Below are 15,490 nucleotides of genomic sequence, written 5' to 3' on the forward strand. Positions count from 1 at the left end.
TGGCGCTCACCTTTGGAGAAGTATTCAGCGCGCTGATTGGCGCCCATAAAAAAGACCGGCAAATCCGCTGCCGGTCATCCCGATTATTTTGTAGGAGCTGCCGAAGGCTGCGATCTTTTTCCTGGTGTTTGAAGATCAAAGGATCGCAGCCTGCGGCAGCTCCTACGGGGGGGTACGCTTGAAATCAACAATGCGACAACTTATTCGCCCTAACGAACCCCCGTCGAGCGCAGCGCCGCGGGCGTGAAGTCTGCAGCCCTGGCTTCGAAACCGTACTCGTAGCTGCGCTTCTCTTCGTTCTTCATCCCCAGTGCAATGTAGCGGCCGGCGATGATGTCGTAGAGCGCCTCAAGGGTGTAGCCCGGGTTCTGGTTGGCGTAGTAGAACTGGGCATGACCTTCGGCCACCCGCCACAGTTGACCGCGACCGTCGTAGTGATCCACCAGCGCCGCCTGCCAGCTATCCTCGTCGAAGTACATGTGGCGCTTGGCGTAGATGTGACGTTCGTTTGGCTTGACCGTACCGACCACTTCCCAGACCCGATGCAATTCATAGCGGGTCAGATCCTGATTGATGTGGCCGGCCTTGATCACGTCGTCGTACTTGAGGCTGGGGGAATCCAGTTTGTAGCTGTTGTAGGGGATGTACATTTCCTTCTTCCCCACCAATTTCCAGTCGTAGCGGTCCGGCGCGCCGGAGAACAGATCGAAGTTATCGGAGGTACGCAACCCGTCGGCGGCGGTGCCTGGGCCGTCGTAGGCCACTTGCGGGGCGCGACGCACACGGCGCTGGCCGGCGTTGTAGATCCAGGCCAGGCGCGGCTCCTTCACCTGGTCAAGGGTTTCATGCACCAGCAGCACGTTACCGGCCAGACGCGCCGGCGCGGTGACCGACTGTTTGAAATAGGTCAGCACGTTGCTGGCCTTATCCGGATCGGCGTCTTTGATCAAAAACGGCACAGCGATCTCTTCTTCGAAGCGGATCGGTGTGAAGCTGCCGTTGGTTTGCGGAGTGGCCTGGGTGATGATGCGCCGCACGTTGCCGCCGTGATAACGGGTGACGTGGTTCCACAGCACTTCTACGCCGCTCTTGGGAATCGGGAACGCGTAGTAACGGTTGCCGGTGAAATTGGCCAGGCCGTTGCCGTCATTGATGGTGGTGACGTTGAGGGCGCTGCGCTTGGCCGACTCGTAGATCTCAGGCGGTAGTGAGACGCTGCGATGGGTCGGATAGACCGGAATCTTGTAGGTTTGCGGATAGCGCTTGAACATCGCGATCTGGCCTTCGGAAAGCTTGTCCTTGTACTTGTCCACGGTCTCGGCGGTGATGGTGAACAGCGGTTTTTCACCGGCAAAGGGATCGGCCAAAAAGCCTTTGCTGTCCACCGCCCCAGCGTCTTTGGCGATGCCACCGGTCCAGGCCGGAATCGAGCCGTCGGCATTGCCTGCCTTTTCCGCGCCCAGCGGTGTGAGGCTGGTGCCCAGTTTGTTCGCTTCATCCGGCGAAACCGCCGCCATCACGTTCGCGGCCAGCAGGCTCAGGGCCAGGGCACCGCACTGCAGAATCATCTTGCGCATTGGTTTTTCCTTGTCAGCCGGATCAGAAGTTCACGCCAAAGCTCAACGCGAGGAAGTCGCGGTCTTCGAGGACGTTGTAGTCGCCGCCGAAAAAGTCGGTGTAACTCAGGCTGGCGGTATAGGTGTTGCGGTAGTCGGCATCGACACCCAGGCTGATGGCCTTGGCGCCTTCGTTGAACAAGCCGTTGGGGCCGTAGCCGGCGACGTCATGGGACCAGGAGACGTTGGGCTTGAAGTTGATACCGGCAACGACGTTGGAGTAGTCAAGAATTGCCCGGGCGCGATAGCCCCAGGAAGTCGAGGTGACGAAGCCGTCGGTGTCACCGCCGAACCCGTACTGGCCGTAAACCGAGTCACGGCCATAACGCAGCTTGTCCTTGGATTCCAGCCCACCCACATGCACCACCGCCGCCTCGCCCACCACGGTCAGGCGATCAGCGCCCAGCACCTGGTCGAAGAAGTGCGTCATGGTACTCTGGATCTGGGTCACTTCCTTGCGGCGATAACCGGTATTGTCCGCACCGGGTGACGTCGCGATGGGCGAAGCCGCACCACCGGCAATCGGATTGACCAGAGCCAGGGTCAGGTCGTTGGTGTTGACCTGCACCGGCGCATTGGGACGGTAGCTGATTTCCCCGGTCCAGGCGGTGCCGGTGGGCAACGTCGTGGAGAAACTGGCGCCGTACAGGCGGATGTCTTCCGGGTATTCAAGGTAGTACCCACCGCGGCCCAGCATCACGCTTTGCGCCAGCCCCGCACCGCTGCCAGGAGCAAGCCCTTCTGCAATCGCGACCATTCCCGGCAGCGCCGACAACGTAGACAGGCCGGCGGTGGTGGTGCCCACGGTCGGCGTGCGGCTGTGGTAGTTCATGAAGTACAGGCCGTACTCGGTGTCATCGCCGAGCCAGCGCAATGCCGTGCCCCACTGGCCGGAGTCGCGGGCGTCGCGGTCGCCACCACGGGGAATGATCACCCCTTCGCTGGACACCTGGATCTCCTGGCCAAATGCCTGAGTCAAGGGCACGAACGGCGCAATCGCCGGACTGCCCACGGTGTAGCCGCTGGTGCAGCCATCGGCCACCACGTCGTTGCCGAAGAACGTGCCGCAGTTATCCACCACGGTCTGGTCCCACTCCAGTTGGTAGAAACCTTCGATGGTGAGTTTGTCGGTCAAGCCCTGGGAGGCGAACAACATGTTCACCGGGATCAGGCCTTCCTTGATCTCGGCACCCGGACGGCGGAACGCGGAGACGTCCACCGGGTTGATGCTGTTGATGGAGTTACCGATGAAGGTGCTTTCACCCCAACTGACCACCTGCTTGCCCGCACGCACCGTACCCGGCAAGTCGGCGATGGAGTAATTGTGATAGACAAACGCATCGAGAAGCTGCGCCCCTGACGACTTGGAGCCTTCCTTGCGGTTGCTGTCGCTGATGTCCTTGAACGGGCGGCTTTCGTCCTTGAGTTCGAAGTCATACCAATACTTGCCGCGCACGAACACACCCGTATCACCATACTTGAGCTCGAGATCGTGCAGGCCTTTGAATATTTTGGAAAAGGTCTCGCCCTTCTTGAAGTTCAGCCGCCCATCGTCACCGGTGGAGGATTGCCCGGTACCGCCGTTGACGCTGCCGACCAAGTCCCTGTCGGCATCGCGCATGCCCCAGCTCGCGCCCACGGACAACGAGGAGTCGAACTGCCCCTCGATCTCGCCAATGTTGAATGAAACGGCCTGGGCCTGGGCAGAGCAGCCCAAGGCCACCGCGACGGCCAGCGCCTGCGGCTTGAAGATGGCGCGCATTGTTATTGTTGTCATGCGTCTTCCCCGGTGAGTGACAGAACCTTCACCCTACTGCCGCACGACATGGGCGATAAGCGCACCAAGGAGGTATTCGCGCTGTACCCCGAAAGGATTACAGCCCATGAAATACGGGGCTTTGCGCCGCGCATGGACGCACTGGATGATGGGTTATCAACGCCGCGCATACTCATCAGGCCTTTTCAACTGTTGCATGCCCTGCAACGGTGCATGTCCGGATCCGGGCTGTTTCCCCTGCTGCCCAATCCCTATGCTGGCCGGGCTTTCAGGGCAACGGGCCTGCAGGTACAAGCCGCCATCGCGTCCCTCGCGACCGGCGCACCGTCATTCGGATGGATTGGCGCATCGGTCCATCACCTCCCGTGTTCACTGACGTTGGTTTTTTGCTCCTTTGCAACGTCATTTTCAGGCCGCCGCTTTTTGCAGCGGCCTTTTTTATGCGCAGTTACTTCCGAGTTAAAACTTCTTATTTCCTAACTCACCGTCGGAAATTCTCACACAGCAGCCGTTCTAAACTTTGACAGACTTTCGCCTCCCTCCAACTCAAACTTCGTATTATCCGGAAGACGGCCATAACAGCCCTGAAGAGAGAGGGAACAAGGGACGCCTGTTCCTACAACAAAGCAAGAAACCCACTACGGCCCCATCAAAAACTCACTGTTAGGCTGAATGTCAGTCACAGCATTCTGCTTTGACTTTAAACCTCAGTGAGTTTTTATGACACTTATCAACTACAACAGCTATCGCTCGGTAAAAGGCTACAACAATAGAATTCGCTTCCTCGTCTTTCATTACACCGCCGCGAACTTTTCATCCTCCATCAACGCACTGACCGGTGCCTCGGTCAGCGCCCACTACCTCATCCCAGACTTCACCGACCCGAGTTACTTGAAAGCCGGTTTCCAGGAACCGCAGATTTTCAACCTGGTGGACGAGAACCAACGTGCCTGGCACGCAGGAGTCAGCAGTTGGGGTGGTCGCACGAATCTGAACGACACCTCAATCGGTGTTGAAATCGTCAACCTGGCCACCGATAACCACGGGCAATTTACGTTCCCGCCTTATCAACCTCAGCAAGTCGAGGCGATCGAACACCTGGCGTTGAACATCCTCAAGCGCTATCCGGACATCAGCCCGGTCAATGTGGTGGGACACTCGGATATTGCGGCGGGCAGAAAAAGCGATCCCGGCCCGATGTTCCCCTGGCACGCGCTGTATCTGAAGGGCATCGGCGCTTGGTTCGATGAACCCACGCAGAAGGCTTACACCCGCGCCTACCAATGCAACGGCCTGCCGACGCGCGAGCAACTGCTCGGCTTGTTCCGCAAATATGGGTATGACACGTCGGCAGCTGCCACAAGTGTGGGTTTTCAGCGTTTGGTGCGAGCCTTTCAGTTGCACTTTCGTCCAGCGAAATACGACGGCGTGATGGACATCGAGACTGCCGCGAATCTGGCGGCGCTGGTGAAGAAATACGTCCCCTGAGCACCGTTGCCGCGTGTGACGGCAACGGGTCGAGGCCGCAAGGTCAAACGGTGTAGCGCTGCAAGTTCGCCATCATTTCCTTCAACGCTTCAAGGTTGTCATTGGGGTGTACCGCGCCCTCGAAATCACAGATCTGCTGCCAGTGGGCCGCGACGTCTTCGGGTGAGAAACCTTTGCTTGGATCGAAGCCGGCCCCCAGGCTGCGCTCCCAACGCACCTTGCCCATCCAGCCGCCGCCCACTTCGAACAGCCCGGAGGTTTCCTGGCAGGCCTCGCTGGCCAGGTACACCACCAATGGGCTGACGAGTTCCGGCTTGAGCTGTTCAAACACCTGTGGCGGGATCAGGCCTTCAGTCATGCGGGTGCCGCCGGTAGGGGCAATGGCATTGACCAGAATATTGTTCTTGCGACCTTCGATGGCCAGGGTGCGCGTCAGGCCATAAAGGCCAAGCTTGGCCATGCCGTAGTTGGATTGACCGAAGTTGCCGTAGATGCCGGACGTGGAGGCCGTAAAGATCACCCGTCCGTAATTCTGCTCACGCAGGTGTGGCCAGGCGGCGCGGGTGACCTTGTAGGCACCCTCGACGTGGACGCGGTAGACCAGGTCCCAGTCGGCGTCCTCCATTTTGTGGAAGGTCTTGTCCCGCAGGATCCCGGCGTTGTTGACCACGACATCGACCCGGCCAAACACGTCGAGCGCATTTTGAACAAGCTTGTCACCATCGGTGACGGAGTCGTGGTTCGCCTCGGCAATGCCGCCGGCCTGGCGAATTTCAGCGACCACCCGATCCGCCGCCGAGGCGTTGGCCCCTTCTCCTTGGGCAGAGCCGCCGAGGTCGTTGACCAGCACTTTGGCCCCTTGCCTGGCGAACAACAGGGCATGGGCTCGCCCCAGACCACCACCGGCACCCGTGACGATCACGACTTTATCTTCGAAGCGTACAGACTCATTCATGGGCAGAACTCCAGCAGGCAATAGGACAATGCCCCGAGTGTCGGGCACAGGGCGACCCGTCACAATCATCAGGGTTGGGAGTGAATGGTGGGCAATAAGGTGAGAGGATGATGAGCGTCGGTTCTGCTGTGGGAGCCGCGGCCCTCATCAGGGGGCGAACCTGCTCGCGACAGTGCGCCAACCTTCAGCACTTATGAGCAGACCACTTGCCTGACCGGCGCGGCCATGTTTTCGCGAAACGCCAGGTAATGCTTGAGTACCTGCACCGGGGCTTCGGTGTGTGGGTAGTGGCCGATGTCGGGCAGCAATACGGTGTCAGGGTTGGGGATCAGCGCCTCGTAGCGCGCCACCATATGTTCGCCGGAAATCGGATCGACCGCGCCGTCGATCACCCGCAGCGCCACCTCGCCGCGCTGCATGGCCTGCACCCAGCGGTCACGCTGCACCCGCCGCTCAGGAATATAGGCGATGAGTTTGTGCATGATCCGCGGTCCGTGATGGGTTTCGACGAGACTCCAGTAATCGTCCAGCTCGCTTTCGGTCGGGCCGGTCCTGGGGCCGAATATCTGGCGAAAGCTCTTGACCAGACCCTCTCGGGAAAAAGCCCGACCCAATAGCCAGCCCAAGGGGCTGAGCAACAGTTTTTGCATCAGCACCGGGCGATGGGTTTCCGGAAACAGACCACCGTTGAGAAAGACACAACTGGCAAGTTCGATGCGCGCTTCGTAGTGACGGGCGAGCAGTTCCTGGGCCACGCTGTCACCATAATCATGGGCCAGTACATGCACGGCTTGCTTCACATTCAAATGTGCCAGCAAAGCCTGCTGCAGGTCAGCCTGTTCCAACAGGCTGTAGACATGATCCGTCGGCTTGGCCGAGTCGCCAAAACCGAGCATGTCGCAGGCGATCACCCGATAACGCTGTGCCAGCGGCTGCCACAGGTAATGCCAGTCCCAACTGGCGGTGGGGAAACCATGGATCAGCAACAACGGCTCGCCGTGCCCCGCCACCCAATACCGGATAGCGTGGCCGCGGAACATCAAGGTCTGGCCGCGCTGGCGCCAAATACGCAGGGGAATCTGGACCAGAGGCATCAGCATCTATAACCCGAATCTTGTTGATCCAGCTTACGCAGCAACGCCGGCCATGCCAGCGCGCCTCCCATGCCTTGGGCGCTTTTGGTCACCCCGGCAATCATCGCCCGGGCGCCGGCCAGTATCTGCGGCTCGATGGCGATCAGTTCCGCCCCACCGTTGAGCGCCAAGACCTGGATGTCACAGGCTCGCTGGAAGGTGAACATCATCAGGAAGGTGTCGGCAATGGTGCCGCCGCAGGTCAGCAGACCGTGGTTGTGCAGCATCAGGAAATTATTGTCGCCCAGATCCGCCTGCAGGCGGGCCTTCTCTTCGTGATTGAGGGCCACGCCTTCGTAGGCGTGATACGCCAGACTCGACAATACGAACAACGATTGCTGGCTGATGGGCAACACACCCTGCTTCTGTGCCGACACAGCGACGCCGGCCGCCGTGTGGGTATGCAGCACACACACCACATCGTGCCGCACCTCATGCACCGCGCTGTGGATGGTATAACCGGCCGGATTGATCTCGTAGGGGCTGTCCATCAGCTTGTTGCCGGCCTGATCGACCTTGACCAGGCTCGAGGCGGTGACCTCATGAAACATCAACCCGAACGGGTTGATCAAAAAATCATCAGTACCGGGAACCTTGGCGGAGATATGCGTGAAAATCAGGTCATCCCAGCCATGCAAGGCGACAAGCCGGTAGCAGGCCGCCAGATCGACGCGGGTTTGCCATTCGGCGGCACTGACCTGATCCTTGATGCTGAGTGTCGATGGGACGGGCGCTACGCTCACGGCTCTGACCTCTGCTTTCTAGTTATAGGTACTTGTTCCAGAACAGTCATGAACAAGCTAACCAAGTCTAGTCAGCTCCAGCGGGGTCGGTAGTTGCATTGGCAGCCAGCTTACTGGCCGAGCGAGTCATCCGGGGGTGCCGTGCGCTTCACATCGCTCAGCGACGCAGCGCCTCGATCAACGCCTCCAGCCAAGGTTCGGCATCGGTTTCCGGGGTGACGCTTTCGCTGGCATCCAGACGCAACATGGGCAATACCTCACGCACGCCCAGCTCGGCGAACAACTCGCGCATCTGTTCGCCACCGCCGCAAAAGGTATCGCCATAGCTGGCGTCGCCCAGGCCTATCACGGCACCAGGCAGGTCACGAAAAGAGGCAGGCAATTGGTCGCGAATCGTCGAATATAATGGCATCAAGTTGTCCGGCAACTCTCCCATACCCGTCGTGGAAGTCACGGCCAGCAAGGCCGCCGGGCCAAATGCCTGAATGTCCGCAAGGCTTGCGCGCGGGTTGTGCAGCGTTTCAAAACCCGCTTCACCGAGCAGTTTGGCGGCGTGCCGAGCAACTTCTTCGGCGGTCCCGTAAACGGAACCCGAAAGGATGGCGACTTTCATCAATCTGATCCTGAATCTGAATAAAAAGAGCGGCGATAGTAGCAGGCTCAGACGCAATGCTGCGATTGACTCTCAACAACCAATAATGGCCAGTAGACATCGCGGTAGGTTCTTCTAAAATGCAGCGCATACAGGGATGTTCAAGGGATGTCGCCCATGATTAACGCTCAACTGATGCAACTGGTCATCAACGCCTCGAACGACGGCATCGTCATCGCAGAAAAAGAAGGCGACGAAGACAATATCCTGATCTACGTAAATCCGGCATTCGAACGGCTGACCGGCTACAGCAGTGAAGAGATTCTTTATCAGGATTGCCGTTTCCTGCAGTCCGGTGATCGCGATCAGCCGGCCCTGGAGCAGATTCGCACGGCCCTGAAGCAGGACGGTGCCTGCCGGGAGGTACTGCGCAACTACCGCAAGGACGGCAGCCCTTTCTGGAATGAGTTGTCTCTGTCGACGGTGAAAAACGAGGCTGACGGACGCACCTATTTCGTGGGTGTGCAAAAAGACGTGACCGCTCAGGTCAAGGCTCAGCAACGCGTCGCCCAACTGGAGAAGGAGCTGGCTGAAGCACGAGCAACCATTGCCCGACTCGAAGCGACGAACGGCGCAAACAAACCGGCGAATTAGCGGTCAGTCACTACAATCACCAGTGAAAGTGTAAATCCTCTTTTCGAGCACATCATGCAGCGCGACGCCCTACTGACGCAGGATGAATTGGATTTCATCCGGACCATGCAGCACAACCCGCAACTCAACGAGCGGGATGTCACGTCGAGCTTGCTGGTAAACGGCGGGTCGCAAATTCGTGACTTGCTGACGCGCCTGGCGGCCAACGAACAGGTCACGCTGCAAGCCAACTTCGAAAACCAGCAAATGACTTTTCCGTTGCACCTGGTGGAAGACGAGTTCCACGCAATGCACCTGCGTCTGGGTGTGCCCAGCATCTACGAAGACGGGCCGAAAATTCGGCCATGGCGCCTCACACTTGACGAGCCGGTGGCGCTGGAAAATGCCAAGGGCCAGCCCGGACCGCTCTGGGTCCATGAGGTGTCCTGCAAAGGAATCCTGTTGCAGAACCGCAGTCGGACCAAGCCGCCAAAGCAATTCGCCTTGTGGTTCAGCCCGTCAGGTTATGAAAGGATTTCCTTGCGCGGCACACTGGAACGGGAAACCGCTCAGGGCCTGTACGCCTACCACCTGAGCCAGAATGACGAGGATGAGACCGAGCGCCTGCGTCAATACATCCTTCAGCAACACCGCCTGACCCATCCGGCCATGCACATCTAGTGCACGGCTTGACCTGCCGGTTATCAGGTATCCAGATTACCCGCCAATAGCTGTCGCAACCGCTGGTGCATCAAGGTCCCTTCATTGCCCAGGCAACCGATCGACGACCCGGCGAGGCTGTCCTGAAGCAGATCGGACGCATCACCGGCCAGCATCAGCGGGCAGTCCAGGCCCATCGCCAACTTGTTCAGGCGTTTGGGTAACTCCGGAGGCGGTGCATGGTTGGAAACCAGCACCAACGCCAACGGCTGGATTTTCTGGCACACCAGGGTCAGTTCGTCGAATGGCAACCCAATGGTCAACACCCTGACGCCGACTTCCGCCTTGGAGACGAACAGCGCTGTGACCAGCAACTCCAGCTCTCGACATTGACCGACAATGCCCACAACCAACACGCGCCGCGAATGGGCTTCGCGCTTGAGCAAGAGTCGCTGGATGATACGTGATCGCAGGAACCCATCGAAAAACACCCATTCGCTGGTTTGTCCGAACTCTTGCTGGCGTTGCTGCAACTGTCGCCAGACCGGCATCAGGATGTCCTGAAACACGATCGGCACGGCGTAGGTGGAAAATATCTGCCCGTAGAGACGGTCCAGCTCTATGTCGTCAAAATTGCCAACCGCGCCAGCCACCTGTTGTTGCCACTGGGCATAATCGGCTCTCACCAGATCCGAGGAAATAAGCGCGGAAACCGGTTGCACCGATTCGGTCTTGGTCAGGATCTTTCCCACTTTGCTCACGGCCACCCCGCGCTCAATCCAGGCGAGGATGCTGCGCACCTTTTCGATGTCGCCCAAGGAGTACAAGCGATGCCCGCTTTCGGTGCGTGTGGGCTGGATCAGACCGTAGCGACGCTCCCACGCGCGCAAGGTCACGGGATTCACGCCGGTCAGTCGCGCGACTTCGCGGATGGGGAACAGTTCCTCCTGCCTCAAGGCAGTGGTTGCCTGGAAAACGAAGTTTTCCTCAGTGATTACGCTCATTTTGGCAGACAGTTCCGGCTGGCAAATTGGATCCCAGTGTACTCCCTCTGAGTCATAGGATGACAATAACAACACAACTAATGCGCGATTTTGTTGCTTTTCACTCAAGAAGGAATAAACCTTGCGTGCTTTTTGGCGAACGGACGCGCCCCACCACCCTGGGGTGTTCCCGCGAATCTCCTACCCGGAGTACCGCACCTGTTTTACGGAGATACATAATGTCTACCTCACCTGTCACCTTGATGGTTGCCCGTCGTGTCGCCAATGGGCGCTATCAGGACCTCATCGCCTGGTTGCGTGAAGGCGAACAATTGGCCACCGACTTTCCCGGCTACCTGGGTTCCGGTGTACTCGCGCCACCGCCTCAGAGCGATGAATTCCAGATTATTTTCCGCTTTGCCGACGAGCAGACCCTGCACGCCTGGGAACACTCAGCCTCGCGCACGGCCTGGCTGGCGCGAGGCAGCGAGCTGTTTGCCCACCCTTCAGAACACAGGGTGCGCGGTATCGACGGTTGGTTTGGCGCCAGCGATCAACGTCCACCGCGCTGGAAACAGGCCGTGGCCATCTGGCTCGCGTTCTTTCCGGTGTCGCTGCTGTTCAACTTTCTGCTGGGGCCATTGCTCAGCGAGCTGGGAATGATGAGCCGCGTGCTGATCAGCACGCTCATTCTGACGCCGCTGATGGTCTATCTGTTTATTCCGATGTCGACTCACCTGCTGGCGGGTTGGTTGAACGGTGCAGCGCCCAAAGCACTGCCAGCCAAGCCGGCTACGCAGAATCAGTGAGGCCGGGCCTCTCTCGTCGGCCGCAGCGTTCGCGTTCAACAAGGGCCACTGTGGGAGCGGGCTTGCTCCCACAGAGTCGTCGCCACCTTGCGTCGCTGTTATAGTTTTGCGATTGCCGTGAACCGAGCCTTCCTATGCCCAGCGCCATCGCTCCGATCCTGATCACTGGCGCAGCCCAGCGCGTCGGTTTGCACTGCGCCCGTCGACTGCTCGAAGACGGTCATCCGGTCATCGCCACTTTCCGCACCGAGCGCCCGGGCGTGCAGGCGTTGCGGGATCTGGGAGCGATCGTGCTGTTTGCTGACTTTTCCAGTGAGACCGGGATTTTGGCCTTCATTGATCAGCTCAAGCAGCACACCGACCGATTGCGCGCGATTGTCCACAACGCCTCGGCATGGCTGACCGAGACGCCCGGCCACGAAGCAGCCGCGTTCAACGCCATGTTCGCCGTGCACATGCTCGCCCCCTACCTGATCAATCTGCAGTGTGCCGAACTGCTGCAACGCTCAACCCCGGCGGATATCGTGCACATCAGCGATGACGTCACGCGCAAGGGCAGCAGCCGGCATATCGCCTATTGCGCCACCAAAGCCGGGCTCGAAAGCCTGACCCTGTCGTTCGCGGCGAAATACGCGCCACACATCAAGGTCAACGCAATTGCCCCGGCCCTGCTACTGTTCAATCCCGAAGACGACGCGGCCTACCGTGCCAAGGCCCTGGCCAAGTCCGCGCTGGGCATCGAGCCCGGCAGCGAAGTGATCTATCAGAGCCTGCGTTATCTGCTGGACAACCCCTACGTCACCGGCACGACCCTGACCGTCAACGGCGGCCGGCACGTCAAATAGCCTTGCTTCGAGGATGCACCATGGCGTTATCGCCCCAGAACTATCGCGAGATCCTCATCGGCCTGGGTGAAGACCCGGAACGCGAAGGCCTGCTGGATACTCCGGTGCGTGCGGCCAAGGCCATGCAGTACCTTTGTCACGGCTATGCACAAAGCGTCGATCAGATTGTCAACGGCGCCCTGTTCGCCTCCGACAGCGATGAAATGGTGATCGTCGCCGACATCGAACTCTATTCCCTGTGCGAACATCATCTGTTGCCCTTCATCGGCAAGGCTCATGTGGCTTATATTCCTACGGGCAAGGTCCTGGGGCTGTCAAAGATCGCCCGGCTGGTGGACATGTTCGCCCGCCGCCTGCAAATCCAGGAAAACCTCACCCGGCAAATTGCCGACGCGGTGCAGCAGGTCACCCAGGCCGCCGGCGTTGCGGTGGTGATTGAGGCCCAGCACATGTGCATGATGATGCGCGGTGTCGAAAAACAGAACTCGACCATGAACACCTCGGTGATGCTCGGCGTCTTTCGCGAATCCAGCACCACCCGTCAGGAGTTCCTGCAATTGATTCGACGGAGCAAATAAATGCCACAACTTCAACCCGCCATGGCGCGCATCAAGGTCAAGGACTTGCGCTTGCGCACGTTCATTGGCATCAACGAGGACGAAATCCTCAACAAACAGGATGTGTTGATCAACCTGACCATCCTCTATGCGGCCCAGGATGCGGTGCGTGACAACGACATCGACCACGCACTGAACTACCGCACCATCACCAAGGCGATTATCGCCCACGTGGAAGGTAACCGTTTCGCCCTGCTCGAACGTCTGACCCAGGAGCTGCTCGATCTGGTCATGGCCAACGAATCGGTGCTGTATGCCGAAGTCGAAGTCGACAAGCCCCACGCCTTGCGATTTGCCGAATCGGTGTCGATTACTTTAGCTGCAAGCCGGGCTGCTTCGTAGCAGCTACAAGCCTCAAGCTGTAAGCTTCAAGCCTGACACCGTAATCCAAACTTGCAGCTTGAAGCTCTCCCCTTGAAGCTGTCTCGCAGAGACGCCCATGAACGATCAACAACGCCTCGAACTTGAAGCCGCCGCTTTCCGTCGGCTGGTTGCCCACCTGGACAGCCGCAAGGATGTGCAGAACATCGACCTGATGAACCTCGCCGGCTTCTGCCGCAACTGCCTGTCCAAGTGGTACAAGGCTGCTGCCGATGAACGCCAGATCGAGGTCAGCCTCGATGACGCCCGCGAAGTGGTGTACGGCATGCCTTACGCCGAGTGGAAAGCCCAATACCAGAAAGAAGCCAGCGCCGAACAGCAAGCGGCGTTCGCCAAAGGAAAACCCGATGCCTGACCTGAACACCCTGCGCGCCAGCCTCAAGAGCGGCGAACACATTTTTGCCGACACCCTGGCCTTTATCGCCGCGAGCTACGACTATCAGCCCCAAGCGTTCGACAACGGTAATGTGCACAACGCCGCCGGGCAGAACGAAGGTTCCTGCAAGACCCTCGGCCTGGCCCTGCTCGAAGGTTTGAGCGATGAAGAAGCGCTGCTGGCGTTCGGCGAACATTACCGGTCAGTACTGGCCACGCCTGAGGGCAGCGACCACGGTAATATCCGGGCGCTGATGGTCCATGGCTTGGCGGGTGTGAAGTTCGAGGTGCAGCCGTTGCAACGGCGCTGATCGCCCCTACCTGTGTGGTGAGATCCGCTTTTGTGGCGAGGGGATTTATCCCCGCTGGGCTGCGTAGCAGCCCCAAAGCAGTTACCCCATCAGTCTGACACACCGAGGCAGCAGGTCTTAGGGCTGCTGCGCAGCCCAGCGGGGATAAATCCCCTCACCACAAGGGCCGCGCTCCTCCTGGCTGACCAACACATTCCCACATCCCGACTTTTAAGATTGACCCGGCAACTTTATTTCGTTTGCCGGGCGCCTCTGCTCGCGGCTTAGATAAAGGGAATCTTTCCTTCTTCCGAGCCGTCATCCATGAGCAGTGAAACCATCAGCCAATCGATTTCCATCGTGCACCCCGTCAGCCTCAGCCACGGCAAAAATGCCGAGGTCTGGGACACCGACGGCAAACGCTACATCGATTTCGTGGGCGGCATCGGCGTGTTGAACCTCGGGCACTGCCATCCCCGTGTCGTCGAAGCTATCCGCGAACAGGCAACCCGGCTGACGCACTACGCCTTCAACGCTGCCCCACACGCGCCCTACATCGAATTGATGGAGCGCCTGGCAGCGTTTGTCCCGGTGGATTACCCGGTCAGCGGCATGCTCACCAACAGCGGCGCCGAAGCCGCGGAAAACGCCTTGAAGATCGTACGCGGCGCCACCGGCCGCACAGCCGTCATCGCCTTTGATGGCGCTTTCCACGGCAGAACCCTGGCCACTCTCAATCTCAACGGCAAGGTCGCGCCCTACAAACAGAAAGTCGGCGTACTGCCCGGACCGGTCTATCACCTGCCCTACCCCAGCAAGGACAACGGCGTCACCTGCGAAGAGGCGTTGAAGGCCATGGAGCGGTTGTTCAGCGTCGAGATCGATGTGAATGACGTGGCGTGTTTCATCGTCGAACCGGTGCAGGGCGAAGCCGGTTTCCTGCCGATGGATATTGCCTTTGCCCAGGCCCTGCGGCGGTTCTGCGACGAGAAGGGTATCGTGCTGATCATCGATGAAATCCAGTCCGGCTTCGGCCGCACCGGCCAGCGCTTTGCGTTCTCGCGACTGGGCATCGAGCCGGACCTGATACTGCTGGGTAAAAGCATTGCCGGCGGCGTCCCCCTGGGAGCCGTGGTGGGGCGCAAGGCGCTGCTGGACAATCTGCCCAAAGGCGGCCTGGGCGGCACTTATTCCGGCAACCCCATCGCCTGCGCCGCCGCCTTGGCCACCCTGGAGGTAATGACCGATGCGAACCTGCAGGCTTGGGGCACACAACAGGAAGAGGCAATTGTCAGCCGCTATGAGTCATGGCGCAGCCGCGGCCTGTCACCTTACCTGGGCCGCCTGACCGGCGTCGGGGCGATGCGCGGCATCGAATTGGCCCATGCCGACGGCAGCCCGGCATCGGCGCAACTGACCCAATTGTTAGCCCTGGCGCGAGAGTCTGGCTTGTTGCTGATGCCCAGCGGTAAATCACGGCACATCATTCGCCTGCTGGCGCCGTTGACGACTGAGGCGACGGTGTTGGAAGAAGGGCTGGATATTCTGGAAGCTTGCCTGGCGAAGCTGCCTTGAAATACAGATTCTCCTGAC

Annotated in this window: 18 protein-coding genes; 11 read left to right on the forward strand and 7 right to left on the reverse strand. The window is 59.4% G+C overall.

Translation table 11 applies throughout. The features are described 5' to 3' along the window. Positions 1 to 209: 209 nt before the first annotated feature. Together BMY45_RS02260 and BMY45_RS02265 are read right to left on the reverse strand one after the other, a co-directional pair. On the reverse strand, positions 210 to 1,577 hold the full coding sequence (locus BMY45_RS02260; RefSeq protein ID WP_092393975.1) for a DUF1329 domain-containing protein: 1,368 nt from the start codon (positions 1,575 to 1,577) through the stop codon (positions 210 to 212). A 22-nt stretch (positions 1,578 to 1,599) separates the two neighbouring features. Further along, a complete protein-coding gene (locus BMY45_RS02265) occupies positions 1,600 to 3,393 on the reverse strand; it encodes a DUF1302 domain-containing protein (RefSeq protein WP_092393979.1) in 1,794 nt (597 codons plus the stop codon). Between the two features lie 12 nt (positions 3,394 to 3,405). On the opposite strand from BMY45_RS02265, the gene BMY45_RS27260 reads away from it, so the two are divergent. Next, positions 3,406 to 3,873 (forward strand): hypothetical protein, encoded by a 468-nt coding sequence (locus BMY45_RS27260; RefSeq protein ID WP_143071597.1) that lies wholly within the window; start codon positions 3,406 to 3,408, stop codon positions 3,871 to 3,873. 240 nt (positions 3,874 to 4,113) lie between these two features. Then, positions 4,114 to 4,881, forward strand: coding sequence for an N-acetylmuramoyl-L-alanine amidase (locus tag BMY45_RS02270; RefSeq protein WP_092393982.1), 768 nt, complete (start codon positions 4,114 to 4,116; stop codon positions 4,879 to 4,881). A gap of 43 nt (positions 4,882 to 4,924) precedes the next feature. Here the strand turns inward: BMY45_RS02270 and BMY45_RS02275 are convergent, their stop codons facing one another. The 4 genes from BMY45_RS02275 to BMY45_RS02290 form a co-directional block, all read right to left on the reverse strand. Then, entirely contained in the window at positions 4,925 to 5,836 is a 912-nt protein-coding gene (locus BMY45_RS02275; protein WP_092393985.1) for an SDR family oxidoreductase, read from the reverse strand. 191 nt (positions 5,837 to 6,027) lie between these two features. After that, a complete protein-coding gene (locus tag BMY45_RS02280) occupies positions 6,028 to 6,930 on the reverse strand; it encodes an alpha/beta fold hydrolase (RefSeq protein ID WP_092394903.1) in 903 nt (300 codons plus the stop codon). Next, positions 6,930 to 7,712 carry a class II aldolase/adducin family protein gene (locus tag BMY45_RS02285; protein ID WP_092393988.1) on the reverse strand — a complete coding sequence of 261 codons (783 nt, stop codon included), beginning with the start codon at positions 7,710 to 7,712 and terminating at the stop codon, positions 6,930 to 6,932. The genes BMY45_RS02280 and BMY45_RS02285 overlap by 1 nt, the downstream gene beginning before the upstream one ends. Before the next feature lie 157 nt (positions 7,713 to 7,869). After that, positions 7,870 to 8,325 (reverse strand): flavodoxin, encoded by a 456-nt coding sequence (locus BMY45_RS02290; RefSeq protein WP_092393991.1) that lies wholly within the window; start codon positions 8,323 to 8,325, stop codon positions 7,870 to 7,872. 156 nt (positions 8,326 to 8,481) lie between these two features. On the opposite strand from BMY45_RS02290, the gene BMY45_RS02295 reads away from it, so the two are divergent. Further along, positions 8,482 to 8,958 carry a PAS domain-containing protein gene (locus BMY45_RS02295; protein WP_092393994.1) on the forward strand — a complete coding sequence of 159 codons (477 nt, stop codon included), beginning with the start codon at positions 8,482 to 8,484 and terminating at the stop codon, positions 8,956 to 8,958. Between the two features lie 54 nt (positions 8,959 to 9,012). Further along, a complete protein-coding gene (locus BMY45_RS02300; protein ID WP_092393997.1) occupies positions 9,013 to 9,618 on the forward strand; it encodes a hypothetical protein in 606 nt (201 codons plus the stop codon). A gap of 23 nt (positions 9,619 to 9,641) precedes the next feature. Here the strand turns inward: BMY45_RS02300 and BMY45_RS02305 are convergent, their stop codons facing one another. Then, the gene (locus tag BMY45_RS02305; protein ID WP_092394000.1) at positions 9,642 to 10,601 is read right to left on the reverse strand and encodes a MerR family transcriptional regulator; all 960 of its coding nucleotides are present in this window, start codon (positions 10,599 to 10,601) and stop codon (positions 9,642 to 9,644) included. 218 nt (positions 10,602 to 10,819) lie between these two features. On the opposite strand from BMY45_RS02305, the gene BMY45_RS02310 reads away from it, so the two are divergent. The 7 genes from BMY45_RS02310 (at position 10,820) to BMY45_RS02340 (ending at position 15,472) form a co-directional block, all read left to right on the forward strand. Then, the gene (locus BMY45_RS02310; protein WP_092394003.1) at positions 10,820 to 11,389 is read left to right on the forward strand and encodes an antibiotic biosynthesis monooxygenase; all 570 of its coding nucleotides are present in this window, start codon (positions 10,820 to 10,822) and stop codon (positions 11,387 to 11,389) included. Positions 11,390 to 11,523: 134 nt separating this feature from the next. Continuing rightward, entirely contained in the window at positions 11,524 to 12,234 is a 711-nt protein-coding gene (folM, locus tag BMY45_RS02315; protein ID WP_092394005.1) for a dihydromonapterin reductase, read from the forward strand. Between the two features lie 20 nt (positions 12,235 to 12,254). Further along, on the forward strand, positions 12,255 to 12,812 hold the full coding sequence (gene folE / locus BMY45_RS02320) for a GTP cyclohydrolase I FolE (RefSeq protein WP_092394008.1): 558 nt from the start codon (positions 12,255 to 12,257) through the stop codon (positions 12,810 to 12,812). Beyond that, positions 12,813 to 13,193, forward strand: a complete 381-nt coding sequence (folX, locus tag BMY45_RS02325) for a dihydroneopterin triphosphate 2'-epimerase (protein ID WP_092394011.1) — start codon at positions 12,813 to 12,815, stop codon at positions 13,191 to 13,193. A 97-nt stretch (positions 13,194 to 13,290) separates the two neighbouring features. Beyond that, entirely contained in the window at positions 13,291 to 13,587 is a 297-nt protein-coding gene (locus BMY45_RS02330; RefSeq protein WP_063324421.1) for a DUF1244 domain-containing protein, read from the forward strand. After that, a complete protein-coding gene (locus BMY45_RS02335; protein WP_092394014.1) occupies positions 13,580 to 13,918 on the forward strand; it encodes a HopJ type III effector protein in 339 nt (112 codons plus the stop codon). The genes BMY45_RS02330 and BMY45_RS02335 overlap by 8 nt, the downstream gene beginning before the upstream one ends. A gap of 303 nt (positions 13,919 to 14,221) precedes the next feature. After that, entirely contained in the window at positions 14,222 to 15,472 is a 1,251-nt protein-coding gene (locus BMY45_RS02340) for a 2-aminoadipate transaminase (protein ID WP_092394017.1), read from the forward strand. Positions 15,473 to 15,490 lie beyond the last annotated feature (18 nt).

Source organism: Pseudomonas sp. NFACC39-1, assembly GCF_900110355.1.
In the GTDB taxonomy this organism is placed as follows: Bacteria; Pseudomonadota; Gammaproteobacteria; order Pseudomonadales; family Pseudomonadaceae; genus Aquipseudomonas; species Aquipseudomonas tehranensis.